The sequence below is a fragment of the Oceanispirochaeta sp. M1 genome (assembly GCF_003346715.1).
Classification (GTDB): Bacteria; Spirochaetota; Spirochaetia; order DSM-2461; family DSM-2461; genus Oceanispirochaeta.
Genome location: NZ_QQPQ01000037.1, coordinates 1 through 17,533, shown reverse-complemented (window position 1 = coordinate 17,533; position 17,533 = coordinate 1). Strand labels below are relative to the sequence as shown.

Here is a 17,533-nt window from a genome sequence, read left to right as displayed (position 1 = left end):
TTGAGAACTTCCAGTAAATTTTAAAAAAAAATATTGACAATTAGAGCATAACGATTCAATATGATGTAACGACATCATGATGTCGTTACATCATGAGATATAGAAAATAAATCTAAATTAGAATTTTGGTGGTGAAAATGGAACCTGCATATTTTTTGGTAAAACAAGCTATAGAACAAAAAATAGAGGAACAGGAATATAAGGTAGGGGATTATCTGCCTTGTGAAAAAGATTTAGGTGAAATATACAATGTGAGCCGAACGACAATCAGAAAGGCTGTGAGTATGCTTGTTCGAGAAGGGAAGCTCACAATCATCCGAGGTAAAGGAACTCAGGTAGCTCCCACGAGGATGAGTCACAATATCGAAGAGCTAATGAGTTTTACAGAATTGATGCGTAAACAGGGAATGATCCCGGCAATTCATGATCAGTTCGCGAAGCTGGAGGCTCCCAGCCCCAAATTGGCGGTTATTCTTGGGGTGAAACCTGAGGGCCAAGTATTTCATATACAGCGGGTAAGGTTTGCCGATGAACAGCCCATAAGTATTAATACCTCATATATCAAAGCAGAATATATCAAGGGCTTTCATGAAAAGCTAATAGAAAATGAACAATCACTCTACCGGATTTTAAAAGAGACATACAATATTGTCATTCATGATACCGAAGACTGCATTAGTGCCATCTCAGCATCGAAAGAACAGGCCGAGGTACTTAATGTCGGCAAGGGGGCACCCCTCCTATTTATCGAGCGCCGTGCCTACGATCAGAAAAACAACCTCATTGAATATTCTGAGATCTACATTCGAAGTGATCGCTACAAACATATTATCAAGATGAGGAAAAATTAAAGAAATAAGAACTAAGGTGTAAATATCATTCGAAACAATCAACCGTCTGGGACTTCGTCTGAGATCAAGGATTATTATTCCTGGTTGAGAGCACAAGGTGGGTCCTGATAAAAACGGGGCTAATTTACGAAAAAAAGAAGTAAAATATTTTCCCTGTCTGGCAATATGATTGCGGATAACGAGTAGATATCGGGAGGTGAAACATGAAAAAGAAACAGATTATATGCATTGGTACTGTTGCGATGGATGTGTTGCAGGAGGTTGAAACTTTACCGGAACCGGACGGATTTGCTGTAATTGGAAACATTAGTTATTTACCAGGAGGAAGTGCATCAAATGTTATGGCCCAGGCATCCAAACTTGGCGCTCGATGTGCATTTGTAGCAAAAGTGGGAGATGATTCAGTTGGTCGGCAAATATTGGAATCCATGGAACAGGAAAATATTGAGACTAAAGAATGCAGGATTAAAGCAGGTGGGACATCCCTTCATACAACGATTGTTGTGGATTCCCAGGGAAGCAAATTTATTCTTCTGAATATGGGTGATGCCTTCCTAGATCTCAAGGTGGATGAACTTGATGAAGCCTATATTACCGACACGGAAATCTATTACACCGATCTTTTACCGGGAGAAGCCGCGATACATGGTTTAAAGGCAGCAAAAGCTGCCGGTATGAAAATCGCAGTGAATCTCCAGATCGGCTTGCCAATGATGAAACAGCTTGGTGTGACCAGAGAGCAAATTCTTGAGATTCTCCCAATGATTGATCTATTTGCTCCCTGCCGTGAGGCAGCTGAGCAGCTATTCAGTTCCTCTGATCCCGCATCATGTGTCGCAGCTCTTCGTTCCTACTGTAAGGGAACTATATTACTTACCATGGGAAGCGATGGAGCCTATGTTGATGCTGGACCCGAAGTAAAAGCTGTTCATTTTCCCGTGGAAGATGTCGTCGTGAAAGATACGACCGGTGCAGGAGATTCATTTCTGGGGGCATTCATCTATGCTCATATGATCAGGAAGTTTGACATTGAAAAATCAATGAGTATAGCAACCCATTGTGCCTCTATTACCTGTTCGGTCCTGGGGGCGCGATCTGGGCCAGATTCGGTGGAATTGGAGCAATGGCTGTCCAGTCAACTCACTGAAGAGGAGCATTAAATAATAGCAGCTAATGGTTTGTGGTTCACAAACCTTAATTACATAGAAGATTTATATAAGGGAGTCAGGGATGAGTGAAACAGTAAAAGTTGATGATGTAACTGAAGAAACAGAAGTGAAAAGGGGTTTCTGGTCGGTAAAAAGAGTTTCTTATGTGGCAATATTTATTGCCTTGAGTGCAGTAGGTGCGATGATTAAGATCCCCAGTCCTATCGGATCAGTCGGTTTGGATTCTGTTCCAGGATTCTTTTGTGCACTGGCTTTCGGTGGAATTGAAGGGGCTATTGTCATAAGTATCGGTCATATCCTTTCAGCTGCGTTTGTTGGGTTTCCACTTACCCTACCTATTCATCTTGCTATTGCCATTACCATGGCAGTTTGGGCCTTTCTCTACAGGTTGTTGAGTAAACTCAATATAATATTAGCTATTGTTGTAACAGTATTGCTCAATGGATTTGTCTCAGGTCTTCTCCTTCTTTTATTGGGTGGTTGGGGCTTATATATAGGAACAGTGCCCTTCCTTTTGGTGGCTTCCGCCGTGAATGTTATTTTATCAGCCATCGCATTTAAGGCTGTAAAGAGTTCAAAACTGTTGTAATAACTAACCCATTTTTAATACGGCGGTTTTATCAGCCGCCGTATTACGTTTCTTATCTTCTTAAGGGATCGTTTTTTTAGAGCAGTACTGAACTGACTCATCCGGGAAGATCAGATTCTGAGGCTTTGCCTGTTTGTCCCCGGGCAGGAACAGAAATATTCTACAAAAAGAAAGAGGAATAAATACTCATGAGTAATGCCATTGAAATAACAGGTCTGCGTTACAGTTATCCGAAGAATGATTCACCCACCCTGGACGGAGTAGACCTGCAGATTCCAGAGGGTGCTTTTACTATTATCACCGGACCTACAGGGGCTGGAAAAACCACCTTGGTCTTCAGTATGAATGGCATTGTTCCGGAACTGACCGAAGGGCGGATTGCAGGAAAAATACAGGTCTTTGATAAGAATGTAAGAAAAACCAGGGTACAGGATCTGCTGGGCAGTATTGGTGTGGTTATGCAGGATCCTGAAACACAGATTTTTGGAAGAACAGTGGAAGAGGACACCGAATTCGGCCCCCGGAATATGATGCTTTCCAGAGAGGACATTCGAGAACGAGTTGATAAATCTCTTTCCATGGTCAGACTCGATCATTTTCATAAACGACAGAGTGATCAACTCTCTGGAGGAGAAAAACAGCGTCTCGCTATTGCCGGTATTCTGGCCATGAAGCCCAAAATGATAGTCCTTGATGAACCGACTTCCGAGTTAGATCCCCTGGGACGATCTGAAATTTACAAGACGATCCAGGATTTACGGCAAAGGGAAAATATGACCATTGTCGGAGTCGAACATGCCACCCAGGATATTATAGATTTTGCTGATCATCTCGTGGTGATGCGCCTGGGAAAGATTGTCTGGCAGGGGGTACCTTCCGCTCTGCTACGTGATATTGAAAAATCCCGGGCTCTGGGAATAAAACCAATACCTGTAAGCCTGTTGGGACTTTCTCTGGCTCAGGCGGGATTAGCCGATATTCATGATATTCCATTGAGTCTGGATGAAGCCGAAAAATTGGTGAGACAGATCATTTCGAAACGAATGAAAGCCGATCCGGATTATCAAGCAAGTGCATTGTTCAGGGAAGAGCCGCTGAAGATCTCAGCGTCAGGAAAGATACTTCTTGAGATAAAGGGACTGACCCATATTTACAAAGGAGGAGTCCAGGCTCTTAAGGGAGTCGATCTGATCATCCGAGAGGGTGAGTTTGTGGCTCTCATCGGACAAAATGGTGCCGGTAAAACAACACTGGCAAAACATTTAAACGGCTTGCTTCAGCCTTCGGAGGGCGATATTCTTGTTCTAGGTAAAAACACAAGGATAACTCCCATTAATGAATTGGCCAAAGATATCGGATATGTATTTCAAAATCCCGACCATCAGATCTTCTCCGTGACGGTAGAGCAGGAGATACAGTATGGGCTGCAGAACATGGATCTTTCAGATGAGGAGATAACTGAGCGGGTAAATGAAATAGCAGAAATCACAGGCCTTGAACCTGCATTACAGGAACATCCTCTTTCACTAGGAAAAGGCCAGCGCCAAATGGTGGCGGTGGCATCAATTTTAGCTATGAAGCCTCGAATCCTTGTGATTGATGAACCGACGACAGGGCAGGATTGGGAGGGAATTCAGAATATGATGACCCTTATTAAGGGACTGCATTCCAAGGGTACTACAATTATTATGATTTCTCATGACATGGATATTGTCTCAGAGTATGCCGACCGGGTTGTGGTATTGACCCAGGGCGAGATTCGGGCAGATGGTACAGGAGAGGATGTGTTCAAAAAAAATACAGTTTTAAGGGAGGCCTGTGTTACGGCCCCTCAAATTCCCTTGCTTTGTGAACGGCTGGAGGATGTCCTTGACGGTCTCTGTATCATGTCTCCTGAGAAGCTGGCGGAAACAATTGTCGGATATCGGAGAAGTATATGAAAAATAGTGAAGCAATCTCTTCGGAAAAAATCATGAAACAGCGAAGCAAAGTAGTACATAATGCAGATCAGAATACTAGGGAAAGATGGGATTTCATCGGGAAATTAGATGTTCGCACTAATATGCTGGGATTTTTTTCCATTCTGGTGATAATCTTCTTTTTTAACGATCCTTTATTTAATCTTGGGTTACTTGGATTTTTATTGCTCATATCACCTTTTTCGAAGATCGATTATGGGAAAACCCTGAAATTAGTGAAATCTTTCATCCCTATATTTATTCTTATGATAGTATTTGCGGGGTTTACTTTTTCATCAACCGGTTTTACTCGGGCAATAAATAGTACCGAGTTATTCCGTTTTGGTTCTGGTGGAATATTGGTCTGTTCCCGCGGCGGCCTTATGATCGGTATGACTTTTACCATTCGCATTCTGGCCATGATTCTTGCCACAGCCATCCTTTCTTCTTCCATAACCATCGATGATTTTCTACTCTTTCTGGATTCCATCCATATTCCCTATGAACTTTCCCTTGTTATTATCATAGGTTTAAGGTTTATACCCACAATGGAGAAGAAAAAGGATCTTGTATTTCAAGCCCAGTTATCGCGGGGCGCCTCGCTAAGTTCAAAGGGCCTTCTGGGTAAAGTAAAAAGTTTCATGCCGATTATGGTACCTCTATTTATCAGTTCTATAGTGATGTCCAATAATTTATCCTATGCCATGTTGAATCGGGGATATGGCCTGGCCGGAAGTTGGACTCACATGAGGGATCTCAGATATAGCGGACGGGATCATGCCTTGAATTTTATATTGTTTCTTTTTTTAGGGGGGATTATCTACATGCGGTTTTTTCTCCATGTAGGAGTCCTATAAGGACTCCCGACTACTTTGTTGATTACACACACTGAGATTATGTAAGGAGTTTTGTGTTGATGTTAGATGATAAATGTCTTGGTGCTTTATATGGTGTTGCAATGGGTGATGCTTTCGGGATGCCGGTTGAGTTTTATACTAGAAAGAAGATAAAACGGATCTTTGGTTATGTCGATACATTCCTTGATGCACCTGATGATAATAAGATTACCCATGGTTTAAAGAGGGGGGAAGTAACAGATGACACCCAGACAACGGTGTTAATTGCACGATCCTTAATAGATAATCAGGGAGAAGTAAAGCCTGATGATATTCTTAATCGGATAATGAATTGGGCTGATGAGAATACTCATATGAATGTACTTGGACCCAGTACACGTTTGGCTTTTGAACAGATTAGAAATGGTATGGCAATGAGTGAAGCCGGTAAAAGTGGTGTTACCAATGGTGGTGCAATGAAGATGATCCCTGTTGGAATTATCTCTGACTGGTTAAATAAGGATCTTCTTCTTGAACGAGTACGTCTCGTCTGTCTACCTACTCATAATACTAACATTGCTATCGCTGGGGCGGCAGCTATCGCCTTTGCTGTCTCTTGTGCCCTGTCTGAGGGGACTTCGCTGATTGATGTCATAGAGGCAGCCAGATCCGGAGCCAAACGAGGTGCTGAAATTGGATTTGATGCCGTGGGTCCTTCAGTGCTTGATCGAATTGATCTAGCACTGTCTTTGACAGCTGAATATACCAGTATAGAGGCCGTATTGGATGGTTTGTACAATATCGTCGGTTGTGGATTCTCTGCAGCAGAATCAGTACCCACGGCTCTGGCTATTGTAGCTTTATCGGGGGGAGATGTACTCAAAAGTGCCGAATACTCAGCGAATGTGGGTGGGGATACGGATACGATAGGTGCTATGGCCTGCGGTATCTGCGGTGCTCTCCAAGGGGCATCTTCTATTCCGGATGGTCATAAGGAGTTGTTGGAAAAGGTGAATTCCTTTGACTTTCCCCATTTAACAGAGAAATTGATATTCCTCCGGTAAACGGTTTGAGATATTCCTGACAGAACCGTGGTTATATTATTATGTGCGCCCGGCAGGGCGTACATAATTGGGTGTGAAAGTCCTCTACAGGACAGATAGGGGGAATCATATGGATATCATCAATTACAGGTTTTGTATTTGGCTTCATTTAGGTTAGAGAAGAAACGATTTAGTGTCATTTCCGAAAACCGCTTGTTCACTCCCATAATCCTCTGTCATACTCATAAACAGATGAGGGTATTTTATGAGTAGTATTTACAGAAACGCTCGGCTTGCTAAGGATCGTACTTTTGACGGGACATTTCTTTTTGCCGTAAAAACAACGAGTATCTTCTGCCACCCATCCTGTCCATCCCCAGTGGCAAAAGAGGAGAATGTTCTCTATTTTGAATCGGTTTGTGAAGCGATGGATTCTGGTTTTCGCCCCTGTCTTCGCTGTCGCCCGGATCTGGATTTCAAATATTCGGCAAAAAACAAAAGCGGCTCACTCATCATTGACCGTGCACTATGTATAATTCAATCAGGAAAAATTTACGGACTCACAGTTTCTTCACTTGCAGATTCTTTAAATATATCAGACAGGCAGTTAAGAAATCTATTTATCGAAAACACAGGGCTCAGTCCCAAAAAGGTAATAACTCTTCAACATTTACTCTTTTCAAAAATACTTATTATGAATTCTTCCTGTTCCATAACAGATATAGCCTTTGCCTCCGGTTTCCAGTCAATCAGACAATTTAACGATCAATTTAAGAAGTATTATTCTCAGACTCCTTCGCAGATGAGATTTTCTAATCCTGGAAAATCATGCGAAAAGAGCTCACTGTTTATTGAATACAAAGGGGAAATAGATATAGTTCCCACTCTAAATTTTATGAGAGACCGAGGCATAGCCGGTGTAGAGTTAATTAATGATTCCAGCTATAGCAGAACCTTTCGTACTGAGACAGGTTCGGGTTATTTTACTGTAAAAAACAGACCTGATCGTCACGCACTGGAAATACAGATCCATAGCAACGATATACGCTGTTATAGAGATATTTTCTTCAAGGTTAGAAAGATGTTTGATCTTGATGCAAATGTGGAGAAAATCAGTGAACATCTAGGTCAGTTCGCACTACTGGATCAGGGGATGGAAAATAAAGTTGTCCCCCGACTGCCTATGGTTTTTAATCCCTTTGAGTTTACTATCCGAGCTATTCTGGGGCAGCAGATCTCCATAAAAGGGGCTACAACCCTTGCTAAAAGAATTGTATTGGAATCTTGTCTGAAAAGTGAGGACCACTGGCCTGCCGGGTTGACTCATTTTTTCCCCGATCATATGGAGATCCTGGATTTGGACCTCTCTTCATTGGGAATTACAAAACGAAGGCAAGAGACAATCAGACTGGTCTGCTCCTCTATAGATAGGGGACTATTGAAACTTCAGGTGAGTCAGCCTTTTGACAAATTCTATAAGGATTTTATATCCATAAAGGGGATAGGTGACTGGACCGTAAACTATGTGGCTATGAGAGGATTGGGATTCGCTGATAGTTTTCCAGCCAGTGATCTGGCAGTGGTCAGAATGATGGGATTTGATGAGAAAAAGATTAATTTGAAAAAGATAATTGAGGCTGCATCACCATGGAAGCCCTATAGAGCCTATGCCACCATGTGCCTTTGGAAAAAATACTCAGAAGGAGAACATTAGATGTATTACACAATACTGGACACCTCAATTTGCCCGTTCCTTGCCGTTGGAGATGAGAATGGACTGAATTCTCTTATTTTCATAGACAAAGACGCCAAGACAAATAGCACAATTGATCCACTCTGGATAAAAAATGATCTTTTTTTTGAAGATGTAAAAGAACAGATCATTCAATATATTGACCATAAGAGAAAAAGTTTCGATCTGAAACTTGATCCAAAGGGTACTGATTTTCAGAAAAAAGTATGGAGAACACTCTCCACCATCCCCTATGGTGAATACCGCTCCTATTCTGAAATTGCCTGTCAGATAGGAAATGATAAAGCGGTAAGAGCCGTAGGGATGGCCAATTCAAAGAATCCTCTCCCCCTTATAATCCCTTGTCACAGAGTCATAGGGAAAAATGGCAAACTTGTAGGATATGCCGGAGGTCTTCGGATAAAGAAAACACTGCTGAAATTGGAAGGAATCGAATTATGATACTTTCTAATATCAGGAAACCGGAACCCTTAAGAATGTGATCCTCTTTAGTCAGTATTCCTTCAATCCAGGGGTCATACCGACTATAATTTTATTTGCTCACTGTAAGGTATATTTCTTCTGTTTAATAATGCAGCGGGGGGCAATATTATTATATTCTGAAACTCATCCCTGCCTTCCAACCATGGGAGCCTCAAACAGTTCATCACCGATCATTACGGATGTCATTATTATAAGCCGATTGTTGGAGTCCAATTCCTGAAGTACATCCATCAAAGGACCACCCAGTAGAGTTGTATCCTGGATGATCTTTCCCTCTACAGTTACCATGCTGCCGGTTTCCCATGGAAGCTCCTCCAGAAAATCCGGAACTCCCAGCAAGTAATAATCCTGATCACTGTGGAGAACATAAAGGGGGGAGGATTTCTCCAGAATCCCTGTGAGAGACTGCATTTCGGTGGATGATCTCTGCTCCTGCTGTCCCTTCCCTCCATCAGGGCCGCTCCTACCGCCACCCTTAGCTCCCGTTCCCCTCTGTGCAGTCAGCATTCCAACCAATCCCAGCAGCAGAACCGCTCCGATTAACAGTACTTTATTCACCATGTCAGATCCTCCCAAATAGTTCTTCAGATATGACCATGACATCATCATGACCTCCTGGGAAGGAAAGAGACTAATTGTTTACAGATCTTTTACACAGTTTACATAATTTACAGGGGTCTCCATTTTCTGAAAAAAGAGCGACTGCGGCTGTACATCCCGGGTGCAGATTTCCACTGAATCAGGCTTTCTTGAATTCAATATTTTCACTGGCAAGAGTCTCGACAGTCCTTTTTTCATTATAAAATAAGAGGATAATTAAAGAAATTATCATTAATCCCAGGGCAACAACCGCCAATAGCCTAACCCCCAGATCATTGTCCGGACTTCTTCCCAGCAGAAGAAGTGTCGGAATCACCAGAGGGGGAAGAGACATGGGAATTTTCATAAAGAAACTTCCGGCTCCAGCATATGCACCCTCTTTGTGAACTCCTGTTCTTATGGCATCGGCACGGATAATATCGGCAGCAATGGCTCCCGGTACAATGCCGGCAATTGATGCAATTATCCCTTCAAGAAAGATAATGATCCAAGCCCAGGCCATGGTTGAAATTCCGGGAACCTTACCTGCGACGGCAATCATAGCGAAGGCTATGGTCTGAAGGATGAAAGAGAATATAACCATTTTCTTTTTACTGATTTTTTCCGCAATAATATTTACAAAGGGATACCAGAGGAAACTCATTCCGAACATGGCGGCTCCCATGATGGCAACCCACGATTCAGAAAGTCCCATCAGTACGGTTATGTAATAAACTATACCCAGCTGCAGGAAAATATCTGTCATGAAATAGACTGTCGTGCTTAAAGTGAAAATCACCCAGTCTTTGTTCTGGAAGGCTTTTATTATAGATTCAATTGGTTTCTCTTCTGATACTTTACCGAAACAGTAACGTTTTTCATCAACAAAAATAACAGGTAGAATCATTAGTAAAAATCCAAGAATACTGAAACCGGCCATTAGAGTGCGGAAGGCTGTGACCGGAGACATTCCGGCTGATTGTAACATGTCCTTGAAAAGGTAGATAAGCTGACCTGCCAGGAGAAATCCGAAAGCCCAGGCGACTGATGTAACTGTACACAGGAACATTCTATCCTTTGATGTATGTCCTATTTCCGGTATCAGAGCTCCATAGGGCATCCTGTAAACTGACATAAGAAGATTGAAGAGTACAACAGCTCCTACCAGCCATAGAGCATTCAGGCTGCTTGGACCGGATGTCGGTGGATGGAAGATAAAATAACCGACTACTGAAACGGGAAGAGCACTGATGAGCATGAATAATCGTCTACGTCCAATCCTGGATTTACTTCTGTCGGAAAGAGCGCCTATCATGGGATCAAAAAATAGTCCGGCAATCTGTGCCAGGAACCCGCTAAGTCCGATTACTGTCATTCCGAAAATTGCTTCACGGGTAATCAATACGGGAAAGTTAGCCTGTCCCGTTTCAGGGGGGATGTAAAAATATGTAACAAGACCGGCCATGGTTGTGAGAATTGACCAGCCGAACTGCCCCAGTGCATACATTATAATTCTCCACAGGGGCATTTTCTCTATTTGTTCTTTCATGGATAATTTCCTTTTATGATGATTAGGTGAAGCCACACGCGAGGCTTCGATTACTATAGATGACGATTTTCTATTTGACAAGCGATTTATGAGGACTGGATATTAAAAAAAGACACATGTCTCACCAGTGACTTTAACATGGAGAATGGAATAAGTCTGACACCAGCTCCCTCTCAGAGACCTGAGATCAATGGAGCATAATTATTGATCAGTCCACTTGAGTTAAATAAAAAAAATGAAATAGATTTTTATGATCTTCAGCTCAGTTTTTTCTGATACCGCTCAATAAAATTTTTTTAAACAATTCCTGAAAGTCCACCTGATCACAATATTCATTTTTCAGATGTTTTTCTCTTAAGATGAGCCGTTGGAATAAGGCGAAAAAGTCCTGACTGATAAAATGAAATAAGTCATCTGCACTTATATCATCCCGTATGGAACCATCAGCTATCCCTTCACTGATATATTGATATAACTGGTCTTTTTGAGGGTCTAATGACCTCACAAATGATTTTTCAAGCTGGGGTGTGGGATATTCGTCCTGGAAATACCGGTCGAATTCTGCTGTGAATTTTAATAAATCTTTAATATCGTCAAAACTCACGTTATCAAAATATCTTACGACTTTTTCATAACCTGTTTCATTGCTTATATCATTTAATTTGAGAGAGAGGTATTCGTCTATCTGTTTCATGACAATCATTTCAATTTCAAAAGCCAATTCATCTTTTGTCGGAAAATAACGATAGAGGGTACGGCGATTTAAATTTACAGCCAGTGCTATATCTTTCATCTGAGTACCGGCAATTCCCAATTCAATAAATTGTTTCTCTGCTTCTTCTAATATGCGTTCTTTTGTCGTTCTTTTTTCCATCTGTTTTAACAAGTAATTACAATATCATTCCTCTATAGAATAAACAAGAAAGCTCATTGCAGCCAATCCTTCCCTCCGTTGGAGGGGGATGACCGGATATCAATGTGTTAATTGGCTTATACCTAACGGTTGAATACTTCGTTCATCCTGTCACAGTAGTAGCGTACATTGTCCCACTCGGCATCGGGAGCAATGCGGTGATCGGGACAGGGAATGTAACCTCCCAGATCGACCAGAGGCTTGAGGCGTTCCACCTCCTGATCTATGGCTTTTCTGTCTTTTGAAAAGACCACTTTATCCATCCCGCCCACGCCCCGCAATTCCCGGCCATAGCTTTCCCTCCATGGTGCAATACTGGCCTTCCATGTTCCCACTTCAATGGGGAACATGATGTTCACACCATTTTCAAGCCAGATTGGCAGTAGAGTGTCGATTTTGCCGTCGCAGTCAACTGAACTGAATTGCACACCATGCTTTCGTGCCAGATCAGTGATTTTCTTATAGTGAGGTCCAGCCAGTTCGGTAAACAGGGTAGGATTGATGAGAGGCCCGTGGTTGTAGCATATATCCTCCCAGAAATGGAGAAAGTCATACTTCGCACACGACTCAAGAGCTTTTTTCACCAGACCAAAGCTCACTGCACCGAAGGCATCAACCATCTCCTTCAGCAGGCCCGGATCGTCGACCGTCAGATAGCTTAAGTTCTCTACTCCCACTATATTGCGCAGTGTTCCGATTATACTTCCGGCATAGAGACTGGCGGGATACTGACGTTTTTCCAGAGCTTTGTTTGCCAGGATACTTCCTCCCGTGAAGTAGGGGACCATGCGCTTTCCCGAAGGGACAAGGGAAAGAAAAAGCCGTGCTGCGGATCGGGGTTTCATACGGTTTCGAAAGTGTTTTTCCCAATCGCCTCGGTTTTTCAGAAGATGGTCGATCTCACTGGGAATCGATACGACCCCTTTTTTTGTTTCCACTATTACACCCTCATCATTGAGGCTGTGGATTCGTCCATCTTCGAAACGATTGATCACCTTGGGAATGAAAGGAGGGAAAAGACCAGTGAGAACTCCGTGATGCATGGACCAGTTGAAATCGAATCCCAGTTTCCCTCCGATGATCAGGTCTGCCTTGTTTCCGTCTCCCCAGGAACGGGCTTCCCTGGGAGTCAGGTGCCCCTGGTCGGCCCATTTTTTCAGTGTTTCGGGCCAGAATCCAAAGTGTACCAGTGGTAGGCGGTCATATGATTCGTAGTTTAATATAGCCATGGTATTTTTTCGAAATGTCATAAGTTCCCCTTGTTGTCATGTACAAATATTAGATTTATATTTCTCTGAATCTATTCTAAATCCTTTTCAGGCAGTGAAAAATAGATAATGATAATGAGTATATGGACAATAGTAAGATTATGCAGATAGCCGATATTCACCCGCTTGTGAATTTTGCCAATTATTTCAACCTTGATGCTGAATCGGTCTGGGGACCGCGGAGGATACCCGATTACGAGCTGATTCTGATTCGTCGGGGAAAGTTTCGATACGAAATGTCGGGAGCTGATCCACGGGATCTGGAAGAGGGGATGGTTCTGCTCATCCTTCCCGGGATAGAACACTACCTGTACAGCTGCCTCCCCGGTGGAGCTATTTCCTGCATCCATTGTCTGCCATTATCGGGGCCGAAAGGAGTAGCTCTTTTCTGTCCAATTTCTCCCACCCCCCAGACTATAACCGACGTCAGTTCTGATTTTGCTCTGATGGATGAGCTATTCCGCCGCTGTACTGCTTTGTATGAAGGATACGGCCCATATAATGAAGAACTGGCGGGTACAGTCTGCCGTGAAATCTGGCTTTACTGTGCCTCCCGGTGGCAGGATGGTACAGATCCCCTCTCGATCCGAATGGAGCGGATGCTTCAGTTCATTAATGAAAACATTCAACGTCCATTGAGCCGGAAGGATCTGGCAGATGAGTTCAACCTGGCTCCCGAGTATGTAAACGCCCTGTTTAAAAAGGAGCTGGGTTTTTCCCCGACCTATTGTATTCAGAGGGAAAAGGTACTGCAGGCCTGCAATTTCCTTTTACAGGGCGATTGCAGTGTCACAGAGGCGGCATACCGCTGCGGTTTTCGGGACCCCTTATACTTTTCCCGGGTTTTTAAAAAGATACTGGGCCTGCCTCCCAAAACTCTGCGCAGTCATTTTCTGGCCGTGCAGGAGTAGGAGGCTTCTATCTCCAAACCGAGGAGTAAAGCTCTCTTAGATTGCCCATCTCCAGGCATACCATATGGTCAGTGCATTAAACACAAAACTCACGATTATCAGAAAATTGTCATACCAGCCCGGATATGGTAAGCCGGCGATATTAAAAACAATAAAAAATATGGCAATGGAGATATTCACCCAGCGAATGGCAGGATAATTCAATGACAGAGTCAACACAACCATAATAATGGGTATCAGCATTACCGCTGCGATTCCCAGCCACATCCCCTGAGAGGGCTCCATATCACCAATCTTCCCCGGCTGAAAATCGCCGGCAAAGATTCGCATCACATCTCCTAAAAAATAGGTCATCATCAGAGAAATCCATAATCCTGAAAGTATTATCCGGGTTTTTTCCATAATTAAGATTCCTGCTCAGGCCATTTCCATGAGTACCAGATAATCAGCAGCATACACAGCACTTCTACAGATGCAAAAAAGATATAATGAAGATCCAGAGATCCGCCTCCTATCACAAACAGAATTGTGATTACAGATGCGATGATATTTGCAAGGCGATTTAATTTATACTTTAATACACGGGATAGAATAATCATGATAATTGGAATCTCAAGAATTACGGCAAAGACCAATAAAATCCCCTGGGTAATTCGAACCTCCCCAGCCATTCCGGTCTCCAGTATTACCAGGAAATCCGGAGTCATAAATCCAAGGACATCAGCAAAAAGCATATTAAACATGACAACAATCCATAAAGTTGAAAGCTTCACTTTTATATCCAGTGTGTCACGCTTCTCGTTAGTATTCATTTGAACTCCTTTCTCAGCCATTTATATAAATATTATGCCCATAGTTGTTGATTTTGGAAATTATTATAAAATGAGTGGCTGGTATTCAGGATTGAGTGGTTAATATATATGGCTGTAGAGTCTTTTTATCCATGATTATCTCACACTGTATTGGCGTAATGGTCTTCTGCCTTGCCATTTTTATATTCATTGAGTAATGCATTAATCTCACCAAGATGAAATTGACTATGTCTGATTAAAAAAAGGACCACACTCAGCCTGGTCAACCCAGTCCATTTATAATCATTGTTATCAGCTTCAAATTTTATATTCCGCAGCCATTTTTCAGTGTTACTTTTTACGGATTGCATCATATAAATGATGTCTTCTTTTGAAGGCAGATCACGAGTCTCAAGTTTACCTGAATCTGTTGCAATAGATCTCCCGGACTCATATACAAACGGAGATGAATCACCACTGTAATATTTAGTACTTTGAAGAATGTGAAAAGCAACCAGGGCGGGAGTTGTCAAAGCAAAGCCGGAATGAATCCAGGTATGTGCATCAAAATCACTTACTATTTTTTCAAACATTCTCCAGAAATGACGGAATTGATTGATATATTCTTCTCTCACCAGAATCTCCTGTTTGTTATTTACGAGTTTTAAAGCCGACAAGTGGTGCACTGTAAATATTTTACTGTATTAACAAGAGGGTGCTTTCAGTAAGAAAGCACCCCATTATCCGCTTAAATCAAGGGCGATTCCTTTACTTCAGGCGGATTCTCGCCCAGTGGGCCGGATGGTCCGTCATTGATGCCTCATTGGAGATGTACTCGGAATCTAGCACCTCGAAGGATTCGGAGAGGAAGATGTAATCGATTCTTCTTTTCAAAGTAGGGGCGCCATGAGCAAAGTCCCCCTCTTCCTCTTCAGATCGGCTTTCGAGTTCCTCCAGGGAAACCCGGCCGATGGGATTCAGAACGCGCCACGAGTCATTTAAGACATCGCCTATGGCCCGGAGGGTTTCTGAGTACTCTCTCATGTTGAAATCTCCCATAACTATCACATTATCAAAGGAAGAGGCCGTCTCGATCAGGGTTTCTGTAAAGATCCTGTTCACATCCTCATTCCCCGAAGGGTGTACGCAGATGATTCCCACAGACTTCTCACCGAGAGAGAACTCGGCCACAGCGGTTGCCACTTCATCGTCGGAGCTGTAGGTGTAGACCGATCTCTGATTTTCCAGTGGAAAGTGTGAAAGAATCGCTGTGCCGAAGGTCCCCGACACGGTGGTGGGACCGAAGTAGGCGTAGTAGTCCAGCCCATCCTGGAAGAAACGTACAACATCCACATTGCCCCGGGAAATACGGGGAGAATCGCTCTCCTGGAGGACCAGGATATCAGGATTTATCGAGCGGATGACAGCCAGCTGCTCATCCAGGGCCAGGTTCCCATCCTTGTCGACTCCCTGCTGACAGTTATAGGTCATCACAATAAGCTCTTGTGGAGCCTTGCCTACAGCTTCGGGGCGGGCCGATACAAAGATTACTGCAGCAATGGTGAGAAAGAAGATCATCAGGGAAACAACCATTAAAGGCTTTCTCTCGCCCGAATCATCAGCAGGAGACTCAGGTCCCTTTTTCTGCAGAAGCAGGGGGATAATCATCATAAGGCCGGTGATGAGAAAGGGAAGGTAGAACTGGTTGCGGAATATCAGGCTGACGGGGGGAACATAGGCCCAGATATTGGTGAAGATCAGGACAAAGATCAGAATGAGGAGGGTGAATGTCCCCGTCCACCAGGCGAGGGCCGCTTTAGCCGGAGAGAGACTCTTTGCGGCAATTCTCGATGCAAAAACATCGGCATTGAGAAAGAGAACCGACGAGAGGAGGATCATCAGAACCGTCGGGATATGAGCGTACCAGGAGAGAGGGGTAACTATGACAGCCGTTGAGGCGGGGGTCATAGGAAAAGCGACCCGGTTTAAGAGAATCGTTCTCATCAGTGCCGTGAGAAAAAGGAGATTCACGGTGATCAGCAGCCAGGGCTTCTTTTCCGATGGAATGAGTGTCTTTTTCCAGAAAGAGGCGCTCAGCAGATAGCTTGTGAACACCAGGGATGAGAGGATCATCACCAGGGGATAGGAGATCCCCGACCAGCGGCTTATGATACCGGGATTCTGAAAGAGAAAGTAGACAAATGTGATGATGCCGATCATCCCCAGAATGGAGGAAAGTTCCCCCCGGGGTTCGGACTTTCTGTTGATCTCATCATCGCGGCTCTGAACCAGGATAAAGAGGGAGATTCCTCCGAGTATCCATCCGTGGATCTGACCCCAGCCATGGAGGGAATAATCCCTTGTTGATCCCAGGGCACGAAAGAAGATGGAGAGGAGGAGGGCCAGGGCGATCGCCGAGCCTGTGGAGATATTCTCTTGAGAATCTTCCCCTGTTCCGTTTCTCTCCAGAAAAACCATTAAATAGAGGAGGAAGGCCGATACCCCCGTCCCGGCAACGACGATGCGCAGGGAATGGCTCACCTGGGGTAGGAGAAGGCGGGAGACGATCAGAACAAAGGCGTTAAGGGTGAGGAAGTTCTTTCCTCTGGACTTGTTGAAAAGCAAAAGGAGCGGGGCAAAGAGAAAGAGGCAGCCCAGTGCCTTCTCATCCAGAGTCGTGTTAAGCAGGTCCAGCACATAGATCGATTCGATCTGGATCGGCAACCCCTTTTAGGACACTATTTTCTCGGACATCAAAGTTTTGTATTCCACTGGTGTTAAATACCCCAGAGACCCATGAATCCTTTTATTATTATACCAATTTACATAATCATATAGTT

General features: G+C 43.5%; 18 protein-coding genes. 9 read left to right on the top strand and 9 right to left on the bottom strand.

Going from position 1 to position 17,533, the window contains the following annotated elements; genetic code table 11:
• Positions 1 to 137 precede the first annotated feature (137 nt).
• From DV872_RS20395 to DV872_RS20360, 8 genes are all read left to right on the top strand, one after another.
• The gene (locus DV872_RS20395; protein WP_114631817.1) at positions 138 to 851 is read left to right on the top strand and encodes a GntR family transcriptional regulator; all 714 of its coding nucleotides are present in this window, start codon (positions 138 to 140) and stop codon (positions 849 to 851) included.
• 203 nt (positions 852 to 1,054) lie between these two features.
• The gene (locus DV872_RS20390; protein WP_114631816.1) at positions 1,055 to 2,011 is read left to right on the top strand and encodes a carbohydrate kinase family protein; all 957 of its coding nucleotides are present in this window, start codon (positions 1,055 to 1,057) and stop codon (positions 2,009 to 2,011) included.
• 70 nt (positions 2,012 to 2,081) lie between these two features.
• On the top strand, positions 2,082 to 2,609 hold the full coding sequence (locus tag DV872_RS20385) for an ECF transporter S component (protein ID WP_114631815.1): 528 nt from the start codon (positions 2,082 to 2,084) through the stop codon (positions 2,607 to 2,609).
• A 188-nt stretch (positions 2,610 to 2,797) separates the two neighbouring features.
• Positions 2,798 to 4,549, top strand: coding sequence for an ABC transporter ATP-binding protein (locus DV872_RS20380; protein ID WP_114631814.1), 1,752 nt, complete (start codon positions 2,798 to 2,800; stop codon positions 4,547 to 4,549).
• Positions 4,546 to 5,424: an energy-coupling factor transporter transmembrane protein EcfT gene (locus tag DV872_RS20375; RefSeq protein WP_114631813.1), complete on the top strand. Its 879-nt coding sequence runs from the start codon at positions 4,546 to 4,548 to the stop codon at positions 5,422 to 5,424. The genes DV872_RS20380 and DV872_RS20375 overlap by 4 nt, the downstream gene beginning before the upstream one ends.
• A gap of 59 nt (positions 5,425 to 5,483) precedes the next feature.
• Positions 5,484 to 6,467 carry an ADP-ribosylglycohydrolase family protein gene (locus DV872_RS20370; RefSeq protein WP_114631812.1) on the top strand — a complete coding sequence of 328 codons (984 nt, stop codon included), beginning with the start codon at positions 5,484 to 5,486 and terminating at the stop codon, positions 6,465 to 6,467.
• A 244-nt stretch (positions 6,468 to 6,711) separates the two neighbouring features.
• Positions 6,712 to 8,160 carry a DNA-3-methyladenine glycosylase 2 family protein gene (locus DV872_RS20365; protein WP_114631811.1) on the top strand — a complete coding sequence of 483 codons (1,449 nt, stop codon included), beginning with the start codon at positions 6,712 to 6,714 and terminating at the stop codon, positions 8,158 to 8,160.
• Positions 8,161 to 8,640 carry a methylated-DNA--[protein]-cysteine S-methyltransferase gene (locus tag DV872_RS20360; RefSeq protein ID WP_114631810.1) on the top strand — a complete coding sequence of 160 codons (480 nt, stop codon included), beginning with the start codon at positions 8,161 to 8,163 and terminating at the stop codon, positions 8,638 to 8,640.
• Positions 8,641 to 8,805: 165 nt separating this feature from the next.
• Here the strand turns inward: DV872_RS20360 and DV872_RS20355 are convergent, their stop codons facing one another.
• The 4 genes from DV872_RS20355 to DV872_RS20340 all read right to left on the bottom strand — a co-directional run bounded on the left by DV872_RS20355 (position 8,806) and on the right by DV872_RS20340 (position 12,973).
• Complete coding sequence (locus tag DV872_RS20355) at positions 8,806 to 9,243, bottom strand: hypothetical protein (RefSeq protein ID WP_147283224.1); 438 nt, start codon at positions 9,241 to 9,243, stop codon at positions 8,806 to 8,808.
• Between the two features lie 178 nt (positions 9,244 to 9,421).
• The gene (locus DV872_RS20350; RefSeq protein ID WP_114631808.1) at positions 9,422 to 10,810 is read right to left on the bottom strand and encodes an MFS transporter; all 1,389 of its coding nucleotides are present in this window, start codon (positions 10,808 to 10,810) and stop codon (positions 9,422 to 9,424) included.
• 262 nt (positions 10,811 to 11,072) lie between these two features.
• Entirely contained in the window at positions 11,073 to 11,684 is a 612-nt protein-coding gene (locus DV872_RS20345; RefSeq protein WP_114631807.1) for a TetR/AcrR family transcriptional regulator, read from the bottom strand.
• Between the two features lie 122 nt (positions 11,685 to 11,806).
• The gene (locus DV872_RS20340; protein ID WP_114631806.1) at positions 11,807 to 12,973 is read right to left on the bottom strand and encodes a uroporphyrinogen decarboxylase family protein; all 1,167 of its coding nucleotides are present in this window, start codon (positions 12,971 to 12,973) and stop codon (positions 11,807 to 11,809) included.
• Between the two features lie 101 nt (positions 12,974 to 13,074).
• Between DV872_RS20340 and DV872_RS20335 the strand changes: the two genes are divergently transcribed.
• Complete coding sequence (locus DV872_RS20335; protein ID WP_114631805.1) at positions 13,075 to 13,902, top strand: AraC family transcriptional regulator; 828 nt, start codon at positions 13,075 to 13,077, stop codon at positions 13,900 to 13,902.
• 36 nt (positions 13,903 to 13,938) lie between these two features.
• Here DV872_RS20335 and DV872_RS20330 read toward each other — a convergent pair whose 3' ends face one another.
• From DV872_RS20330 to DV872_RS20310, 5 genes are all read right to left on the bottom strand, one after another.
• The gene (locus tag DV872_RS20330) at positions 13,939 to 14,304 is read right to left on the bottom strand and encodes a DUF6326 family protein (RefSeq protein WP_114631804.1); all 366 of its coding nucleotides are present in this window, start codon (positions 14,302 to 14,304) and stop codon (positions 13,939 to 13,941) included.
• Between the two features lie 2 nt (positions 14,305 to 14,306).
• Positions 14,307 to 14,714, bottom strand: coding sequence for a DUF6326 family protein (locus DV872_RS20325; protein ID WP_114631803.1), 408 nt, complete (start codon positions 14,712 to 14,714; stop codon positions 14,307 to 14,309).
• Positions 14,715 to 14,854: 140 nt separating this feature from the next.
• Positions 14,855 to 15,328: a DinB family protein gene (locus DV872_RS20320; protein WP_114631802.1), complete on the bottom strand. Its 474-nt coding sequence runs from the start codon at positions 15,326 to 15,328 to the stop codon at positions 14,855 to 14,857.
• Between the two features lie 133 nt (positions 15,329 to 15,461).
• Positions 15,462 to 17,417 (bottom strand): endonuclease/exonuclease/phosphatase family protein, encoded by a 1,956-nt coding sequence (locus tag DV872_RS20315; RefSeq protein WP_147283222.1) that lies wholly within the window; start codon positions 17,415 to 17,417, stop codon positions 15,462 to 15,464.
• 6 nt (positions 17,418 to 17,423) lie between these two features.
• Positions 17,424 to 17,533, bottom strand: a 110-nt coding sequence (locus DV872_RS20310) for an IS3 family transposase (RefSeq protein WP_147283199.1), incomplete at its 5' end; no start/stop codon positions are given.

Bases quoted from the DNA above. Each gene is read 5' to 3' on its own strand.
- DV872_RS20395 (WP_114631817.1), top strand. From the start codon at position 138: ATGGAACCTGCATATTTTTTGGTAAAACAAGCTATAGAACAAAAAATA.
- DV872_RS20390 (WP_114631816.1), top strand. From the start codon at position 1,055: ATGAAAAAGAAACAGATTATATGCATTGGTACTGTTGCGATGGATGTG.
- DV872_RS20365 (WP_114631811.1), top strand. From the start codon at position 6,712: ATGAGTAGTATTTACAGAAACGCTCGGCTTGCTAAGGATCGTACTTTT.
- DV872_RS20350 (WP_114631808.1), bottom strand. From the start codon at position 10,810: ATGAAAGAACAAATAGAGAAAATGCCCCTGTGGAGAATTATAATGTAT.
- DV872_RS20385 (WP_114631815.1), top strand. From the start codon at position 2,082: ATGAGTGAAACAGTAAAAGTTGATGATGTAACTGAAGAAACAGAAGTG.
- DV872_RS20330 (WP_114631804.1), bottom strand. From the start codon at position 14,304: ATGGAAAAAACCCGGATAATACTTTCAGGATTATGGATTTCTCTGATG.
- DV872_RS20325 (WP_114631803.1), bottom strand. From the start codon at position 14,714: ATGAATACTAACGAGAAGCGTGACACACTGGATATAAAAGTGAAGCTT.
- DV872_RS20355 (WP_147283224.1), bottom strand. From the start codon at position 9,243: ATGGTGAATAAAGTACTGTTAATCGGAGCGGTTCTGCTGCTGGGATTG.
- DV872_RS20340 (WP_114631806.1), bottom strand. From the start codon at position 12,973: ATGACATTTCGAAAAAATACCATGGCTATATTAAACTACGAATCATAT.
- DV872_RS20360 (WP_114631810.1), top strand. From the start codon at position 8,161: ATGTATTACACAATACTGGACACCTCAATTTGCCCGTTCCTTGCCGTT.
- DV872_RS20380 (WP_114631814.1), top strand. From the start codon at position 2,798: ATGAGTAATGCCATTGAAATAACAGGTCTGCGTTACAGTTATCCGAAG.
- DV872_RS20370 (WP_114631812.1), top strand. From the start codon at position 5,484: ATGTTAGATGATAAATGTCTTGGTGCTTTATATGGTGTTGCAATGGGT.
- DV872_RS20335 (WP_114631805.1), top strand. From the start codon at position 13,075: ATGGACAATAGTAAGATTATGCAGATAGCCGATATTCACCCGCTTGTG.
- DV872_RS20375 (WP_114631813.1), top strand. From the start codon at position 4,546: ATGAAAAATAGTGAAGCAATCTCTTCGGAAAAAATCATGAAACAGCGA.
- DV872_RS20345 (WP_114631807.1), bottom strand. From the start codon at position 11,684: ATGGAAAAAAGAACGACAAAAGAACGCATATTAGAAGAAGCAGAGAAA.